General features: G+C 72.1%; 9 protein-coding genes and 1 pseudogene. 5 read left to right on the forward strand and 5 right to left on the reverse strand.

All coding sequences use genetic code 11. The features are described 5' to 3' along the window. Positions 1-712: LysR family substrate-binding domain-containing protein (locus VR44_RS13695; RefSeq protein ID WP_045947751.1), on the forward strand; the 712-nt coding region annotated here is incomplete at its 5' end. Positions 713-826: 114 nt separating this feature from the next. Next, positions 827-1,009, forward strand: coding sequence for a 4-oxalocrotonate tautomerase DmpI (gene dmpI, locus VR44_RS13700; RefSeq protein ID WP_042811709.1), 183 nt, complete (start codon positions 827-829; stop codon positions 1,007-1,009). 129 nt (positions 1,010-1,138) lie between these two features. Here the strand turns inward: dmpI and VR44_RS13705 are convergent, their stop codons facing one another. Then, a complete protein-coding gene (locus VR44_RS13705) occupies positions 1,139-1,957 on the reverse strand; it encodes a glutamate ABC transporter substrate-binding protein (RefSeq protein ID WP_045947752.1) in 819 nt (272 codons plus the stop codon). A 474-nt stretch (positions 1,958-2,431) separates the two neighbouring features. Beyond that, positions 2,432-3,397: pseudogene (locus tag VR44_RS13710) on the reverse strand (helix-turn-helix transcriptional regulator). 93 nt (positions 3,398-3,490) lie between these two features. On the opposite strand from VR44_RS13710, the gene VR44_RS13715 reads away from it, so the two are divergent. Beyond that, the gene (locus VR44_RS13715; protein WP_045947753.1) at positions 3,491-4,210 is read left to right on the forward strand and encodes an NADPH-dependent F420 reductase; all 720 of its coding nucleotides are present in this window, start codon (positions 3,491-3,493) and stop codon (positions 4,208-4,210) included. A 354-nt stretch (positions 4,211-4,564) separates the two neighbouring features. Here the strand turns inward: VR44_RS13715 and fxlM are convergent, their stop codons facing one another. The 3 genes from fxlM to VR44_RS13730 all read right to left on the reverse strand — a co-directional run bounded on the left by fxlM (position 4,565) and on the right by VR44_RS13730 (position 10,134). After that, on the reverse strand, positions 4,565-6,940 hold the full coding sequence (gene fxlM / locus VR44_RS13720; protein WP_094191617.1) for a methyltransferase, FxLD system: 2,376 nt from the start codon (positions 6,938-6,940) through the stop codon (positions 4,565-4,567). Between the two features lie 128 nt (positions 6,941-7,068). Further along, a complete protein-coding gene (locus VR44_RS13725) occupies positions 7,069-7,980 on the reverse strand; it encodes an NUDIX hydrolase (protein WP_045947754.1) in 912 nt (303 codons plus the stop codon). Between the two features lie 126 nt (positions 7,981-8,106). Beyond that, on the reverse strand, positions 8,107-10,134 hold the full coding sequence (locus VR44_RS13730; protein ID WP_045947755.1) for an ATP-binding cassette domain-containing protein: 2,028 nt from the start codon (positions 10,132-10,134) through the stop codon (positions 8,107-8,109). Positions 10,135-10,990: 856 nt separating this feature from the next. On the opposite strand from VR44_RS13730, the gene VR44_RS13740 reads away from it, so the two are divergent. Beyond that, a complete protein-coding gene (locus tag VR44_RS13740; protein WP_045947757.1) occupies positions 10,991-15,172 on the forward strand; it encodes an nSTAND1 domain-containing NTPase in 4,182 nt (1,393 codons plus the stop codon). A gap of 901 nt (positions 15,173-16,073) precedes the next feature. After that, the coding region (locus VR44_RS13745; protein ID WP_045947758.1) for an arabinofuranosidase catalytic domain-containing protein at positions 16,074-16,553 on the forward strand (480 nt) is incomplete at its 3' end.

Raw genomic sequence — 16,553 nt, forward strand, 5'->3', positions numbered from 1 at the left:
GTTCCTGCCGGCCGCCCGACAGGTGCTGGCCGCCGAGCGGGCCGCCGCGGCGCTGGCCGCCGAACTGGCCGTCCCCGGCGCCCGGGCGTTCGGGCTCGGTACCATCACCGGGCTCGGCGAGCGGCTCGACCGGATCCTCGACGCCTACCAACAGCACGCGCCCGAGGTCCGCGTGGAACTGCACTCGGCCCCGGTGCAGGAGCGGCTCGCCAGGCTCGCGGACGGCCGCCTCGACGCGGCCTTCGTCCGCGGGGAGGTTCCCGCGGGCACCCACGACGTGCGCTTCCTGCCGCTGCCGCCCGACGAGTTGATGGTCGCGCTGCCCGCCCGCCACCCGCTCGCGGAGCGTTCCGAGCTCGACCTGGCGGACCTCGCCGAACTGCCGCTGCGGCTCACCGAGCGCCGCAACCATCCGGCGCTGGTCGACCTGGTGCTCACCGCCTGCCACGGGGCCGGCTTCCAGCCCGTCCCCGGCCCGGCCTCCAGCACCCTGCAGGACACGCTCGCCGCGATCGGCACCGGCACCCCGATGTGGACGGTGGTCTACGCGGCCAACGCCCGCCTGACCAGCCATCCCCGGATCGCCTTCCGGCCGCTGCGGAACCGGGTGCTGGCCCTGCCGCTGGCGCTCGGGATGCGCCGCACCGTGCCGCACCCGGAGCTGCTGGTCGCGGCCTGCCGGGGGAGGGCCGCGCACGATCACGATTCGTGATCGCTGCCAGAGCGAAGCTCGTCTGGTTCGCCGCCGGGCTCTGCGGTGGACTGTTCCCAGAGCGCGGACCGGACATCAGGAGCCGGATGGTGCAACGACTTCGAGGAGCAGACCATGCCGATCGTCACCGTTCAGCAGGGCCCCCGCAGCATCGAGCTCAAGCGCGAGCTGGTCGCGCGGATCACCGACGCCTTCGTGGACACCCTGCAGCTGCCCGCCGAGACCGTCCAGGTCTGGATCCACGAGGTCCCCGCCGACAGCTGGGCCGCCGCGGGCAAGCTCACCGCCGACCGGTAGCCGGGCAAGCCCACCGCCGACCGGTAGCGGGCCGCGCGGACGCCCCGTCGGCCGACAAGGCGCCGCCGACCTGACCCGGGCGCGCCAAGGGGGTGTGTTCCCCTCCTGCCGCGCCCGGGGCGTGGCTCGTCAGCTGCTCGGGGAGGTGAGCTGTGGGGCGGGGTCGTGCTTGAAGTTGGCCTGGCCGAAGTTCTTCTTCACGGCCGCGTCCCAGGAGCCGTCCTCGACCATCTTCTTGAGGGCGTCGTTGATCTTGGCGCGCAGATCCCGGTTGCCCTTCTTGATGCCGATGCCGTAGCTCTCGTTGCTCAGGTTCAGCCCGACGAGGCGGAACTTGCCCGTGTTGCCCTTCTGGGCGGCGTAACCGGCCAGGATCGCGTTGTCCGTGGTCATGGCGTCGATCAGGCCGTCCTGGAGGGCGATCACGCACTCCGAGTAGCCGTCGAGTTCGAGGAGGCTGGCCTTCGGCGCCAGCTTCTGCTTGACGTTCTGCGCCGAGGTGGAGCCGGAGGTGGAGCAGAGCTTCTTGTTGTTGAGGTCCTCGGCCTTGGTGATCGTGGCGTCGTCGGCGCGGACGAGCAGGTCCTGGTGGGCCGTGAAGTACGGGCCCGCGAAATCGACCTTCTCCCGGCGCTGGTCGTTGATCGAGTAGGTCGAGGCGACGAACTTGACCTCGTTGTACTGGAGCAGCAGCTCGCGTTCGGAGCTGTCGACCCGCTTGAACTCGATCTGTTCCGGCTTGTAGCCGAGCTCCTTGGCGATGTACCTGGAGACGTCCACGTCGAAGCCGGAGAAGGTGCCCCCCGCCTCGCGCAGGCCGATACCGGGCTGGTCGAAGGCGACGCCGATGGAGAGGGTCCCCTTGGGGCCTTCGTCGCCGCCGCAGCCGGTGGCGGTCAGGGCGAGGCCGATCACAGCTGCCATCGCGCCAGCCTTGGGGACCTTCATGTTGCAACTCTTTCCTCGGGGACGCGGGACGCGGAGCGGGATCGCCGGTGCGCGTGGAACCGCGGGGGTACTTAGAAGCGTCAAGACGCGTGTACGAGGAAGCTAAGAATGCTGCCGCCGCGGTGTCACTGGATCTAGGCAAAACTTGAGGTAACGATCCGGCTCGATCGGCGTGTCTGCGGCGATTGCGGTTTCGAAGGGCATAAAAGGGGACGTCCACGGCGACAGGTTCGATACGGGGCGATGGAAATCGGCGAAGTACCCGGACTCCGCCTCGCCCGCCCTGACCGGGCGTCACTCTGACTGCAGAGAGGCAACTGTCACTTCTCGGCAGTTTCGGGAGTACAGGGCACAGAGCCCCGCGGGCTCGCGGGACCCGAGGATCCAGGGAGGACGTGCCCTACCGCGCATCCCCACCGCCGGCCTTTGTCGGGGAGGTTGTTCCTGCTGCTACGCCGCTACGCCGCTACGCCGCTACTCCGGTATGGCGTTGAGGGTGCGGTGGGCCGTGGTGCGGAGGTGGGTGAGGACGGCGGGGTCGGCGTCGAGGGTGTAGTCGGCGTCGAGGGCGGCGAGGGTCCGGGCGATGCGCGGGAGCTGGTCGTCGGAGGCGTCGACGCGGCAGGTGTGCTCGTCGACGGGCGTCAGGCGGGTGGCCAGGCCCGGTGTGCCGGCGCGGACGCGGTCTTCCGGCGCGTGGACGGTGGCGACGGCGCGCTACCGGCTGCGGGCGGAGGCGAGGCGGCCGGCCACGAAGGCGGCGGGGTCGTCGCCGGGGACCGCGCGGGCCGGGACCCGCCGGCCCGTCGGCAGGAGGTTCGTGATGCGGTCGAGGCGGAAGAGGCGCCAGTCGTCCTTGCCGGTGTCGTGGGCGACGAGGTACCACAGGCCGCCGGAGTCGACCAGGTGGCAGGGTTCCGCCCGGCGCGGTGTGGCGGTGCCCTGGCGGGCGGTGTAGTCGAAGGTGACGATCTCGTGGTCGCGGCAGGTTACGGCGAGCGTGGCCAGGAGGGCGGGATCGGCGCGCGGGCCGCGGTCCTCCCAGACGATGCCGGCGAGGGAGGACTGAAGGGCGGTGACCCGGCCGCGCAGACGCTGCGGAAGGACCTGTTCGAGTTTGGCCAGGGCCCGCAGGGCGCTCTCCTCGACGCCGGACAGCCCGCTGCCGGTGGCGGTGCGCAGGGCGACGGTGATGGCGACGGCTTCGTCGTCGTCGAGGAGCAGGGGCGGCAGGTCGGTGCCGGAGGCGAGGCGGTAGCCGCCGGCGTGGCCGCGGGCGCTGTCGACGGGGTAGCCGAGCTCGCGCAGCCGGTCGATGTCGCGGCGGACGGTGCGCACGGTCACGGCCAGGCGTTCGGCGAGGTCGGCGCCGGACCATTCGCGGCGGGTCTGCAGCAGGGACAGCAGCCGCAGCACGCGGGCGGTCATGTCGCTCGTCATGAATTCCATGATGCCCGTGTCAAAGGACACAGCCTGTCCTGAATGGTTCCTACCGTGAAGGACGTCCACACGGAACAAAACGGGAGGTTTCCCATGAAGGTCGCTGTCCTCGGTACCGGTGGCGGTGCCCGCGCCCACATCGCCAAGCTGCGTGAGCTGGGCCACGAGGTCCACGTCGGGACCCGCGACCCCAAGGCCACGCTGGCACGCACGGAGCCGGACATGATGGGCACCCCGCCCTTCAAGGACTTCCTCGCCCGGCACCCCGGCGTTCAGCTGCACCCCTTCGGTGCGGCGGCGGCAGCCTCCGACGGCCTTGTGATCAGCGGAATCGACGGCCACAACGCCGTCGCCGCCCTGTCCGCCATCGCCGACGAGCTCGCCGGCAAGACCCTGATCGACTACGCCGTCCCCTTCATCTACCAGCACACCCCCGAGCACCCCTGGCCCACCCCCTGGGGGATCATGCCGATGCTGGACCCGTGCGACTCCGACAGCCTCGGCGAGCAGATCCAGCGAGCCCTGCCCCGCACGAAGGTCGTCAAGTCCTTCGTCACCCAGGAGCAGACCACCGTCGTCGACCCGACGAGCGTCGCCGACGGCGACCACACCATGTTCGTCGCGGGCGAGGACCCCGACGCCAAGCAGCAGGCCACGGACCTGCTGAAGTCCTACGGCTGGAGCGACGTCCTCGACCTCGGCCCCCTCGTCGCCGCGCGCGGCATGGAGATGTACGCCCACATGCACTCCGCCATCGGGTTCGGACTCGGCCAGCGGTTCGGCGGACACTTCGGCATCAAGGTCGTCCGCTGACCGTGCCGACGCAGACCGGCGGGCCGGGCGGGGTGATGTACCTCTTCTGCACCCCTTCAAAAACCAGGGTCACCCAACAACCTTTGCGGACAAGAGATCCGGCAAGAACGCGCTGCGCCCCCCGGCGGTCGGCTCGTCTTCCACGTCTTCGCCGCCCCCGCGGAGTTTTGGTGCGGGACGGATGTGTGGGCGAGCTCTTCGGCCCGCCGGGCGATGAGGGGGCGAGGACCTCCGGCCGCGTCGCGGATACCTGGAACTGCCGCGCTGCCGAGGCGGGGCGTGCGCCGCGTCCGTTCCCTGACGGGGCGCACGCCGGAGGCGTGAACACCGTGTCCCGTGCGCCTGGTTCCCTCGTCACACCCCCTCGGTCACGGCGTCGGCCGCGGAGTGCTCGACGGGCCGGGGCGGCGGCACGTCACGGCCAGGCCAGCGGAACACCAGGCGGCAGTGTTCCTTGTCCAGGACGTCGCCGGCAGGCAGCCGGCCGTCGGGCGTTCCGGCCGGATGGGCGGTGAGGACGGGGTCGGTGTGCTGGTCGTTGTCGTCGGCGCGTACGTGGCGGTCCCAGGCCCGGACGGTGGCCGTGAGCCGCTCCGCGAGTTCGGGACCCTGTCGGCCGAAGGCGTGGACGGTCCACTCCCACTCCTTGTCCTGCGGGCGGTCACCGTCCTTGGTCTGGACGTGGATCAGGTAGGCGAGCGAGGCCTCGCCGACGACCGCGGGTGCGTCCCGGTCCTTCGCGATGCCGGTCACCGCCTCGTCCGGGTCCTGGTGGGCGGCCAGGCGGCAGAAGCCCGGCAGGGTGGTGGCCGCGTACAGCTGCAGGGAGCCGAAGTAGGAGCGCGTCGAGTCCATGATGATGCCGGTGGCCACCTCGTGCCGTGGTCCGCGCAGCGCTTCTTCGAGGCCCGTCGTATCGGCGGCGGTGCCGTGCTCGAAGCGGAGGGTCAGCCCGCCGTCGAGGAGGGAGAGGACCGGGATGGTGCGGGCCTGCCGCCCTTGGTCGCGGACGAAGCCGCAGCAGGTGAAGTGACGGGCGTGCAGGATCTCGCCGTGCCGCTCGAAGGTGACCGCCCGGGTGTAGCCGCCCATCTCCAGCGGCAGCACCAGCCGTCCGCCCTCGGCCAGCTGCTCCCGCCAGGCCGGCGCGATGTCCCAGCAGTTGTACGTGATCAGGCCGGCGTCGAAGCCGCCGCGCGGCACGAGGTGCGCGGGCGCGCCGAGGGCCGCGTCGGCCTCGACGGCGGTGACGCGTCCGCTGCCGGCCTCCGTGAGGAACCGGCGGGTGCGGCGTACCACCCACGGGTCGATGTCGACGGTGACCACGCGCCCCCCGGGTCCGGCGACGTGGGCGATCAGCTCGGCGTTGTAGCCGCCGGAGCCCGCCTCGAAAACGACCGCGCCCGGCTCCAGACCCAGGTGCTCGATCATGTCGGCCTGGAGCCAGGCCGCGGACACCGAGCTGATCGCCGCCCCTGCCCGGTCGTACCGGGTGACGACCGCCCGGTCGCCGCCGTCGTACGCGGTCGCGAGGTCCACCTCCGGGGCGAAGCGGTGCCGGGGAACGGTCCGCAGCGCCCCCTGCACCGGCTCGGAAGGGGCCCAGCCACCGTCGATGACGGTCTGGGCCATCGACGCGCGCAGCCGGGCGGCCTCAGCCGGTTCCCCCGGCACGGGCGGCTGATCGGCGGCGATCGGGTACGAGGTCACCGGCGGCAGGCCGGGAATGACGCCGGGCCACACGGCTTCGAGCGCGAGAGCGGCCGGGGCGAACACGTCCCCGACGCAGGCGAGGGAGTGGAGCTCGAAGAACTCCCAGCGGTCGAACAGCTTCGGTTCCGGGTTGGCCAGGGTGCCCGTCCAGGCGGTGATGCGGACGACGGCCGTGAGCCGCGGCACCCCGTGGCTGTCGTCGGCCAGCATGGTCACCACGTGCGCGTCCCGCGGGTCGGCGACCAGGCCGGTCTCCTCGGCGAGTTCGCGCACCGCGGCGGCCGCGAAGTCCTCCGGGCCGGAGGTCTTGCCGCCGGGCAGCTCGAGCATGCCGCGCCGGGAGCGGCCGAGCAGCACCCGGCCGGCGTCGTCGGTGACGACCGCGAGGGCACCGGTCAGGGCGTGGCCGGTGGCCGGCGGCCTTTCGACGGCCCGGGTGTCGGTGTGGCAGGGGCCGCGCAGGACCAGAAAGGCCAGACCGTCCGCGTCCAGCCGCTCCACCGCCTCCCAGCCCCCGCCCAGCAGGGCGATCTCCCCCTCGTCCAGGGCGATCGCGCGCCGCTCCTCAGGCGTGTCGTCCGCCAACGGGGTGATGACGACGAGCGCTCCGCCGACGCGCAGCCGCTCGCCCAGCCCGTGGAGCACGCGCCCGCGGTCCCTCATGAAGGGGTACACGAGCCGCATCACGATCAGGTCGTACCCCTCCTCGTGCAGCGGGGCCGGGTCGTCGCGCTCGATGTCCAGCTGCAGCCAGCGCACGTTCGCGACGTCGGCGTACTCCTCGCGGGCCCGGGCAACGGCGCTGTCGGCGAAGTCGACGGCGTCCACGGCGCAGCCGAGACCGGCGAGGTGGGCGGCCAGCTCCCCGGTCCCGCAACCCACGTCCAAGGCCCGGCCCCCGCCGTCGGGGACGGGGATGTGCACGGTGAGGAGTTCCCGCTCGCGCTCACCGAGCTGCCGCCAGCCCTTCCCCTTCTCGTAGTGCTGCTCCCACTGCTCGCGTGCGGTGTACGTCAACGTGCTGCTCCTCGTCGTGGGCGGGCGGGGTGGTGGTGTGTGTGTTCGGGGGCGGTGCGCTGCCGCGCCAGGGTGCGCAGGCCGCGCTCCACCGGTTCGGGATCACCCGCGCCGGATGCGGGACCCGGTCACGGCCCCCACCCCAGCTCCGTGTACGTCCGGCCCGCCCGGATCCCTTCGATCGCCGCCCGCGTGTAGGGGACGAGGGGCTCGGGCAGGTCCGTGCAGTCCCACCAGCCCCACGACGCGCACCGGTCTGGTTCACGTACCACGGGTGTGCCTTGCCAGCGTCGGGCGCGGAAGTAGAGCCCGATCATCGGCTGGGTGCCGGGCGCGTCCACCATGTGCACCACGTGGACCAGTTCGACGTCCGCGGGATCGATGACCAGGCCCGCCTCCTCCTGTGCTTCCCGGACCACACAGGCGATCGCCGCCTCCTGCTCGCAGTGCCCGGAGAGCACCTGGTACATGGAGGGGGCGAACGTGCAGTCCTCGTGGCGGCGCCCCAGGAGGACCGCGCCGTCCTCCCGCTGGAGGTAGAGATGAACCCCGACGGTGTTCAGGCGCGGGCGGCCGGCCCCGGCACGTGTGGGCTGTTTCCCGGTTCGCGGCGCAGGGACGGGAGCGCTGCGCTGATGGAGGGCGATGACGTCGGCGGTCCACGGGCACATGGTCAGCCACTGGGTCCTGGCGGCGTCGAACCAGCGGAACATGATGCCTTCGGGACAGGGCAGCGCATCGGCGTCTCCGTCCCAGGCCCCCAGGTAGACGCGGATCTGCCCGGTGCTGCCGTCGGGGCCGTGGGCGTCGACCACGGTGAACGGTTCCAACGGAACGCACAGACCGGTCTCCTCCAGCAGTTCCCGTTCCACAGCGTCGCGGGAGGACTCCTCTCCCTCGCGGTTGCCGCCCGGGATCGACCAGGTCCCGGGGTCGCAGATCCACGGTTTGTTGGCGTCCCGCAGGTGCAGCAGGTACTTCCCCTCCGCATTGACGAGGAGGGCGGCCGTTCCCCGGGGTTCGCAGGACAGTGTGTTCATCTCGGGCTCCTCAGGATCGGTAGGGCTCGGAAAGGCGGGTGGGCGGCGACGGCGACTCGCGGCGGTCGGGAGGGACGTCGCTCGGGGGGTGCAGTCCTCGGGCCCCGGGCCGTCCGCACGTCCCCCTCATGGCGCCCCCTCGACCTCGGCGGGCGCGGCGGCGGGCTCGGTGCGCGGGCTGGGCAGGGAGTCGGCGAACGCGGCGGCCTGGATCCGGTAGGCGTGGCGGAACTCGCCCGCGCCGTTCCCCTCGGCCATCAGCTCGGCGAACGTCCCGGACTCGGCGAGCCGGCCGTCCTTCATGACGTGGATGAGGTCCGCGTGCCGTACCGAGTGCAGGCGGTGGGTGATGAGCACCACGGTCTGTCCGGCTGCGGCCAGCCCCCGGATCCGGTCGAAGACCCGCTGCTCGGCGACCGCGTCCAGGGCGCTCGTCGGCTCGTCGACCACCAGGATCTGAGCGCCCTTGTACCAGGCGCGGCTGATCCCGATCATCTGCCATTCCCCGCCGGAGGCCTCCTGGCCGCCGCGGTAGCCGCGGCCCAGGAGCGTGGAGAGGTCGCGGCGCAGCCCGGCGATGAACCGGTCGGCGCCGGAAAACGCGGCGGCTTCTCGTACCGCCCGGTCGTCGATGGGGCGGGTGGGGCGGCCGATGCCGATGTTGACCCGGACGGTGAAGGGCCACCTGAAGAAGGACTGCGACATCAGCCCGACGCGGGCGAAGATCTGGCCGCGGTCGGCCGTCGCGGCGTCGACCTCGTCCCACCAGATCGTGCCCCCGCCGGGGTCGGGCTGGTGCAGGCCGGCCAGGAGCTTGACGACGGTGGACTTGCCCGAGCCGTTCGCCCCGACCAGGGCGATCACCTTCCCCATCGGGAAGGTCAGCGACACCTCCCGCAGCGTCGGCTCGGGCGTGTGGTCCCCGCTGCCGGGATAGGTGAACGTCACCTTCTCGAAGCGGACTTCCCGCACATGGTCGGGAAGGTCCTCACCGGTCTCCGGAATGGCCCTGGCCTTGGCTTCGGTGCACAGGCGCTCGAAGTCCGCGACGAAGAGGGACTCCTGGTGCAGGTCGGCCATCTGCAGGACCAGGCCGTCCAGGCTCGAGGATCCGGTCCGGATGGCGAGGACCGCCGTACCGGCGACCGCGAGGTCCATCCGCCCGCTCCACAGCAGCAGCCCCAGTGCCCCGTAGGTGAGGAGGGTGGCGACACCGGACGCCGCATCGGCGACCAGTCCGACCTTCGCCGCGCTGCGGGCCAGGCGGGTCTGCTCACGTTCGCTGGTTTCCGCCATCTCCCGGAAGTGCCGCAGGAGGAAGGGCCCGACCTCGTGGACGCGGACCTCGGCGGCTGCTTCCCGCTGCGTCAGCAACTGCCCCAGGAGGTGCCCGGCCCTCGCGTGCTGCACGAACGCGTGGAACGACAGGTAGCGCTGCCGGGAGACCGTCAGCGACCTCCACCCGCTCGGCAGGGTCATCAGTACCAGGAGCGGCAGGAGCACGGGGTGGAGCACGGTCAGCACGCCGGCCGCCGCGACCAGGGAGATGCCGGAGTTCAGCGTGTTCGTGCAGTAGCGGATCATCCGGCGGGCGGAGTCGGCCCCGTAGCGGGCGGCGTCCAGCAGGCGGTGGAACTCGTCGTCCTCGATCGCCGCGAGCTCGACCCGGTGCACCAGCCCCAGGTACTGCTCGGTGGCCACCCGCTGGACCTTGGGCTCCAGCTCGCCGGTCGCGGCCGTGGACGCGGAGCGCAGCAGTGAACCCACCAGCGCGGTGAGGGCGACGACCACCAGCGCCGGGAACGCGCTCCTGAGCCGCTCGTCCGTCCCGCCACCGGCCAGGATGTGCCCCAGGGCGGCATTGACCGCGACCAGCCCTGCCGCCTGCGCGATGCCGCGCCCCACCTCTGCGCCGAGGACCACCCGTAGGGCGCGGGCATCGGCGAGGCGGGCGAGCCTGAGGCCGGTGGCGACCATCCTGGGTAAGCCCTTGGCCATCGTCCACAGGCTGAGCTTCAGCCAGGCACCTTCGTGCTGGTCCCAGCCGACGTCGTAGGCCAGCTCCCCGCCGAACAGCAGCCGCTCGGAATCCGACACCGGCGACGCGTTCGGCGTGTCAGGGGTCTTCACCGTCCGGTCGTCGTGCCGCGTCATTCGCCCCACCCCGATTCGGGCCGTGTCGTTCGGGAGGACCTGCCAGGAGCGTCAAGCCGGCGCCCGCCGGGCGTGCGCGGCGGGCTCTGCGGGCCGGCCTGTTCGATTGTGGCCCGGGTGAGGCGGAGAGCGGGGGCGCGATGCACGGTGTCCTCCGGATGGGGCTGTCAGGGGTACGTGTGCTCTAAGAACGGCCTTGAATCCCGCCCGTAACGGTCGATCCGGGAGCAGATGGTGAACGAATGTTCCATCCCGGGGCGCAGGTCAACTCCCGTCTGGAGCAAGGCGCCCGGATCGCGTTCGATCTGCTGGATCACCCGGCCGAGGTATTGCCAGCAGCTCGTTGACGAGGCCCGGCGACTGCGGTGGGGACGGGCCGTCGACATCCCCACCGGCCCGTGGTGTGTGTGGCGCACGGTACTGCGCTCGTCGTACTCCACTGGCGGCGGATGCTCTCACCGCTGCCGAACGCGCTGGGCGTCATGGCCGACCCGGCGGAACTTGAAGCTGAGCGGGCACAAGGGACAGGTGTATCCGCCGCCCTGTCGGCAGCGCTCGACAGGGCGGCGGGCGGCGGACCAACGAGCCGGGATGCGGCAGCCGCCCACATCGACGATGCTGATCGTGAGCCCTGGGCAGAGCCGCCCTACCGCCGTCAAGGGCATGCGCCGACAGCCGATGCCCGCCGTATGTACGGAGGAGGCTTCATGACATCGCTGGCCAGCCTCCCCCTCGACGGGGGAGGCTGCGTACTGGTCAACGGCCCTGCCGCAACGGAAGGGCCGGTCACGGCCGGGCGCATCGGCGACGTGGTCAGCCATCCTTCTCCGGCGGCGCCCCGTCCCGAGGCTGAACCATGACGCCCGCCCCCGACGAAGCGACCGGTGCGGGCGGCATACCGTCCCTCCCCCGGGCCGTGGCCCAGGTGCTCGCACCGGACGGCACGGTCGTGGGGGTGGGCTTCCTGGTGAGCGAGAGGCTCCTCGTCACGTGTGCGCACGTCGTGGAGGCGGCCGGAAAAGGTCCCGGAGACCGGGTGGAGGTCGTCTTCCCCCACGCGGCAGGTCCCGCTGGGGGTTCGAGCGCCGGTCCCCTGGAGGGGGAGGTCCTCGACGGGCCGTGGCGGGCGCCGACGGCCGAGGACATCTCGGTCGTCGCCCTGAGCGCGCCTCCCCCCGGTGTGGCCCCGCTGCCGCTGGGCTCCGCGGCAGGCTCCCGCGGCCACCACGTCCGCTCCTTCGGCTTCCCGGCCCAGGCCCCACCGGACGGCCACTTCGGATTCGGCATCGCCGGAGAGCTGCTGCCCGGCACGGGCGGAACCGGGCCCCACCTGCAGTTGACCGACGCCAACGACCTCACCACCGGTTTCAGTGGCGGCCCGGTCCTGGACGAAGTGACCGGCCTGGTCATCGGCATGCTCACCGAGATCACCGGCCCCGACGTGTACGCGCGGGGCCAGGGCATCGCGTACGTCACTCCCACCGAGGTACTGCGCGAAGTGGTTCCGGAGCTGGCCATCCAGGAGATCTGCCCTTATCGGGGGCTGGAACCGTTCACCGCCGACCAGGCTCGATGGTTCGAGGGCAGACAGGAGGCCGTCCGGCACGTCGTGGCCAGCCTGGGCCGACAGCGGCGGCTCACGCTGCTGCTCGGACCGTCCGGCTCCGGCAAGTCGTCACTGGTCCAGGCCGGCGTCCTGCGCGCCCTCGCCGAGGGCGCGCTTCCGGGCAGTGACCGCTGGGCAGCCGTACTCGCCCGCCCGCGGCAGGATCCCATGGCCGAGCTGGAACGCGCCGGACTCCCCGGCGCCGCCACGGACGGGCTCGCCGAAGCGGTCACCCGCCGGCTCGCAGCGGACCCGGGCATCGAGCGCGTGCTGCTCGTCATCGACCAGTTCGAGGAACTGTTCACCGTCCCCGTCGCCGGCGGACCGCAGCAGCACCGTCTCCCTCTCGCGCAGCAGATCACCACGACGGTCGGCACCCACCCAGAGCTCAGCGTGATCCTCGTCATGCGCGACGACTTCTACCCGCAGCTCGCGGCCCAGGCCCCGGGGCTGCTGAAGGCGGCGATGCCGGGGCTGCTCAACGTACCCAACACCCTGGACCGCGGGGACCTGCACGACATCATCGTCCGGCCCGCCCTGGACGTCGGGGCCCGCTTCCAGGCGGGGCTGCCCGAACAGATCGTCATGGACGTCCTGGCCACCGATCCCGACGGGCCCACGACCGGCCAGGTGCCCGCCACCGTCCTGCCGCTCCTGGAACTCACCCTCAGCCAGCTGTGGCAGCGGCGCCAGGACGGATACCTCACCCATGAGGCCTACCGGCGCATCGGAGCCGTCAGCGGAAGCCTGACGCTGTGGTGCGACGCCGCCGTCCAGCGCCTGCCCGCCGGGCAGCGCCCCATCGCACAGCGCGTCCTGACGTCCCTGGTCCGGCCCGCGGATCCCAGCCGTCAGGCTCCCGCGGTGCGGGCGCAGGTCCCGCTGGACGACCTCCGCGACCTGGCCGGTGACCCGGACGCCCCGGCCGGCCCGGACGGAGGGCACCGGGACGTCGACGAGGTGATCGCCGCCCTCACCCGCCACCGGGTCATCACCACCCAGACGGCCGCCACTGCGGAAGGCTCCGGTGGACCTCCTGGCCGGCCCGTGGCCGAGCTCATCCACGACGCGCTCATCCGGGACTGGGGCACCCTGCGCGAGTGGATCGACCAGGACCACCGCTTCCAGGAGTGGCTCGACCGCACCCGTGAACGGCGCACCCGCTGGGCCGAACAGCAGGATCCGGGAGACCTGCTCGCCGGAACGGCGCTGGCGGAAGGCCTCGAATGGTCCCGCCAACGCCGTCTGCCGGGCGACATCAGCGCCTTCCTCACCACCAGCAGGCAGCGCCAGCAAGCGGCCGTCCGGCGCAGCAGGCGCCTCAACGCCGTCCTGGCCACCCTGCTCGCACTGGCGTTGCTCGCCGCGGGAGGGGCCCTCTGGCAGTGGCGTACGGCAGTCACCGCACGCGAGGCCGCCCAGTCACGGCAGCTCGCGGCCCAGTCCAGCGAGCTGATCGGGACGAATCCCGAACTCGCCTCACTGCTCGCCGTACAGGCCTACCGCACCCACCACAACGCCGAGTCCCTGGCAGCCCTGCGGAATGCCGCGGCCCTCCCCAAGCACCGGCGCCTGGCGGGGCATACGGATTCCGTGCGCGCGGAAGCGTTCAGCCCTGACGGTGGGACCCTCGCGACGGTTTCGGACGACCGGACGCTGCGGCTGTGGAACGTGGCGCAGGGCACGGAGAAAGCCGTTCGGACCGGGCACACCGGCGAGGTGTACGCGGTCGCGTTCGCATCCGACGGGCGCACCGTCGCGACGGCGGGCGCGGACAGGACCGTACGGCTGTGGAACGCGGAGAACGGTACGTTCCGCACGGTACAAGGTGAGACGAAGAGCACGGTCGACTCGGTGGCGTTCAGCCCCGACGGGAAGACGCTCGCCACGGCCGGCCTGGATGGCTACGTGCAGCTGTGGGACGTGCGCACCGGCGCGCCGGGCAGGACGTTGTCCGGGCACGGCGGTCAGGTGACGTCGGTGGCGTTCAGCCCTGACGGGCAGACCCTTGCCTCCGGCGGCGCGGACACGGAGGTGCTGCTGTGGGACGTTGCCGACGGCCGGCTCAGGAGGAAGCTGAGCGGGCACAAGGGCCAGGTGAACGACGTGGCTTTCAGCCGGGACGGCCACACCCTGGCCTCGGTCGGGGGTGAGGGCGTCCTGAAGTTGTGGGATCCGGCGACCGGGGAGAACCGCAGCTATCAGGGGGAGGGCACGGTGCGCGCGGTGGCGTTCAGTCCCGACGGGCGCACGGTCGCCACGGGCAGCGACAACGTCGTGCAGCTGTGGGACGCGGCGACGGGGGTGGCCCTGACCGGCCTGATCGGCCACAACGACAGCGTCTATGACGTGGCGTTCAGCCCCGGCGGAGCCACGCTCGCCTCCTGCGGCAGCGACCACTCGGTGCGGCTGTGGGACATGACCAGGGGAGTGGTGCGGGCGGCCCAGGTCAGGCACAAGGGGGCGGTCATGGCGGCGGCGTTCAGCCGTGACGGAAGCCTGCTCGCGACCGTGAGTCTGGACGGGACGATCCGGGTTTCGGATGCGCGTGGCGGCGCGATGCGTGCTCCCTGGTCGGTGAACCCCGGCTCGCTGCTGGCCGTGGAGTTCAGCCCGGACGGAGCCACTCTGGCCACGGGCGACATCGAGGGCACGGTGCGGCTGTGGGACGTGGCCACGGGGAGGAACACCAAGTCCTGGACCGAGCACGAGGACCAGGTGAACGCGGTGGCGTTCAGCCCGGACGGGAGCAGGCTGGCCACCGCCGCGGCTGATTCCACCGTGCTCGTGTGGGACCTGCGGGCGGGCAAGCTCCACACGGCGCTGGCAGGCCACAAGGACGCGGTCAACGCGGTGGTCTTCAGCCGAGACGGCGCCACCCTCGCCACGGGGTCCGGGGACGGGACGGTGGGTCTGTGGGACGCGGACACGGGCGACAACCTCGCCTTTCTGAGGGGTCACACACAGCAGGTGAGTTCGGTGGCCTTCAGCCCGGAGGGACGAACCCTCGCCTCTGCGAGTTATGACCGCACGGTGCGCTTGTGGAATGTCGGCTCCCGTACCACCCGTGCCACCTTGCTCGGGCACACAGGTGAGGTCACCCGGGTGGTGTTCAGCCCGGACGGCAAGACCGTCGCGAGCGCCGGGATCGAGGCGACGGCCAGGCTGTGGGACGCCGGGACGGGCAAGCCCTTGGTCACGCTGACCGGGCACAGCGGGGCCGTGTTCGCTCTGGCCTTCAGCCCTGACGGGGGCACGCTGGTCACCGGAGGCTTCGACAGTGTGACCCGACTGTGGGACACCGTCCTGCCGCGCCCCGACGCCGCGGTCGCGGCCATCTGCAAGGCGGTCAACCGGGACCTCACGACGGAGGAACGGACGGCCTACCTGCCGGGCCACTCGGCGACGGACGCGGTGTGCCCCGCCGGCTGATGTTCCGCGCGCACCTCGGCGCCGGGCGACCGCGGTGTGCCGAACCTGCCCGGGTCGGACAGGCGCGCGGTGGAGCTCTGTGAGCGCTCACAAATCTGCTCCCAGTGACTGATGCGGAGCGGCGAGACGGCATGGCGTGAAGGGCTGTGGCGGATCGTCGCTCGGACCCCCTTCGCCTCCCTGACCTCCAGACTCCGTCCAGGAGTGCGGCCGGCTGGGAGGCTTCGCGCCCCAGACTCCAACTGCCTTGCCAGCACCTGCTTATGACGCATCGTGCAGGTCGGGGAGGGTCCGCGTGTAAGGCGGAACGGGCTTTCGGTGCACGGGCCTTGACTGCGCTGCGGCGCGGTGGCCATAGTGAGGCCCCTGAAGCCGCCATTCCGTGCGCATCGCTCCGGCATAGATTGTTAGCGCTAACAAATACGGCGGGAAAAGTCACTCCACCTCCGTTCGGCGAAGGAGTTCGTCCATGACTGCGTGATCTTGGCCGAGCCGCGCCCGGGAGCGCTGCCGAGGGGGAAACGGCACCCTGCCCGACACCGGCCGGCTCGGCGGCAGAGCAACGCCCCGCGCCACGGCGCAGAGCACCACCCGCTCCCTGCCCGTCGCCCACGGCCGGCCGCCGCCGGCCCACCACCCGCGTCCACGACCGGACGACGGGCAGCGGCGAGACCCGCGTCCGCCGGCGGCCCGAACCCGCCCACCGCTGCTTCGCCCCCGGCCCGGGCGGGGGAGTGCCGAGCGGAACCCCCGACCACGACGCCGACGGACCCGGAGCACGGGCCGCGCTCCGGCGGCCGTGCCGACGCCGGGGTCGACCCCGCCTCCCGGACCCGGGACACCCCCTGGACCGCCACCGCCCCCCGGGGCTGAAGACCGACCACCCGTGAAGGAGAACCACATGACCGGACCATGGCCCCGCAAAGGCTGGCGCGCGGTGCGCGCGGCCTGTTCCGCCGCCGTGCTCGCCGCCGGCCTGCTCATGACCGCGACCAGCCCCTCGCAGGCCGTCGCCCAGGGCCCCTGTGACATCTACGCCGCGGGCGCCACCCCCTGCGTGGCCGCCCACAGCACCACCCGTGCCCTGTACGCGGCCTACAACGGCCCGCTCTACCAGGTGAGGCGCGCCTCCGACAACGCCGTCAAGGACATCGGCCCGCTGGGCGCCGGAGGTTACGCCGACGCGGCGGCGCAGGACGCGTTCTGCGCCGGCACCAGCTGCGTCATCACCACCCTCTACGACCAGACCGGCAAGGGAAACCACCTCACCCAGGCCCCACGGGGCCACTTCCCCGGCCCGGCCGCAGGCGGCAACGACAACCTCGCCAACGCCGTGGAGGCGCCGGTCACGCTCGCCGGCCACAAGGCGTACGGCGTCTAC

Origin of the sequence: Streptomyces katrae (assembly GCF_000966975.1) — a bacterium.
Classification (GTDB): Bacteria; Actinomycetota; Actinomycetes; order Streptomycetales; family Streptomycetaceae; genus Streptomyces; species Streptomyces katrae.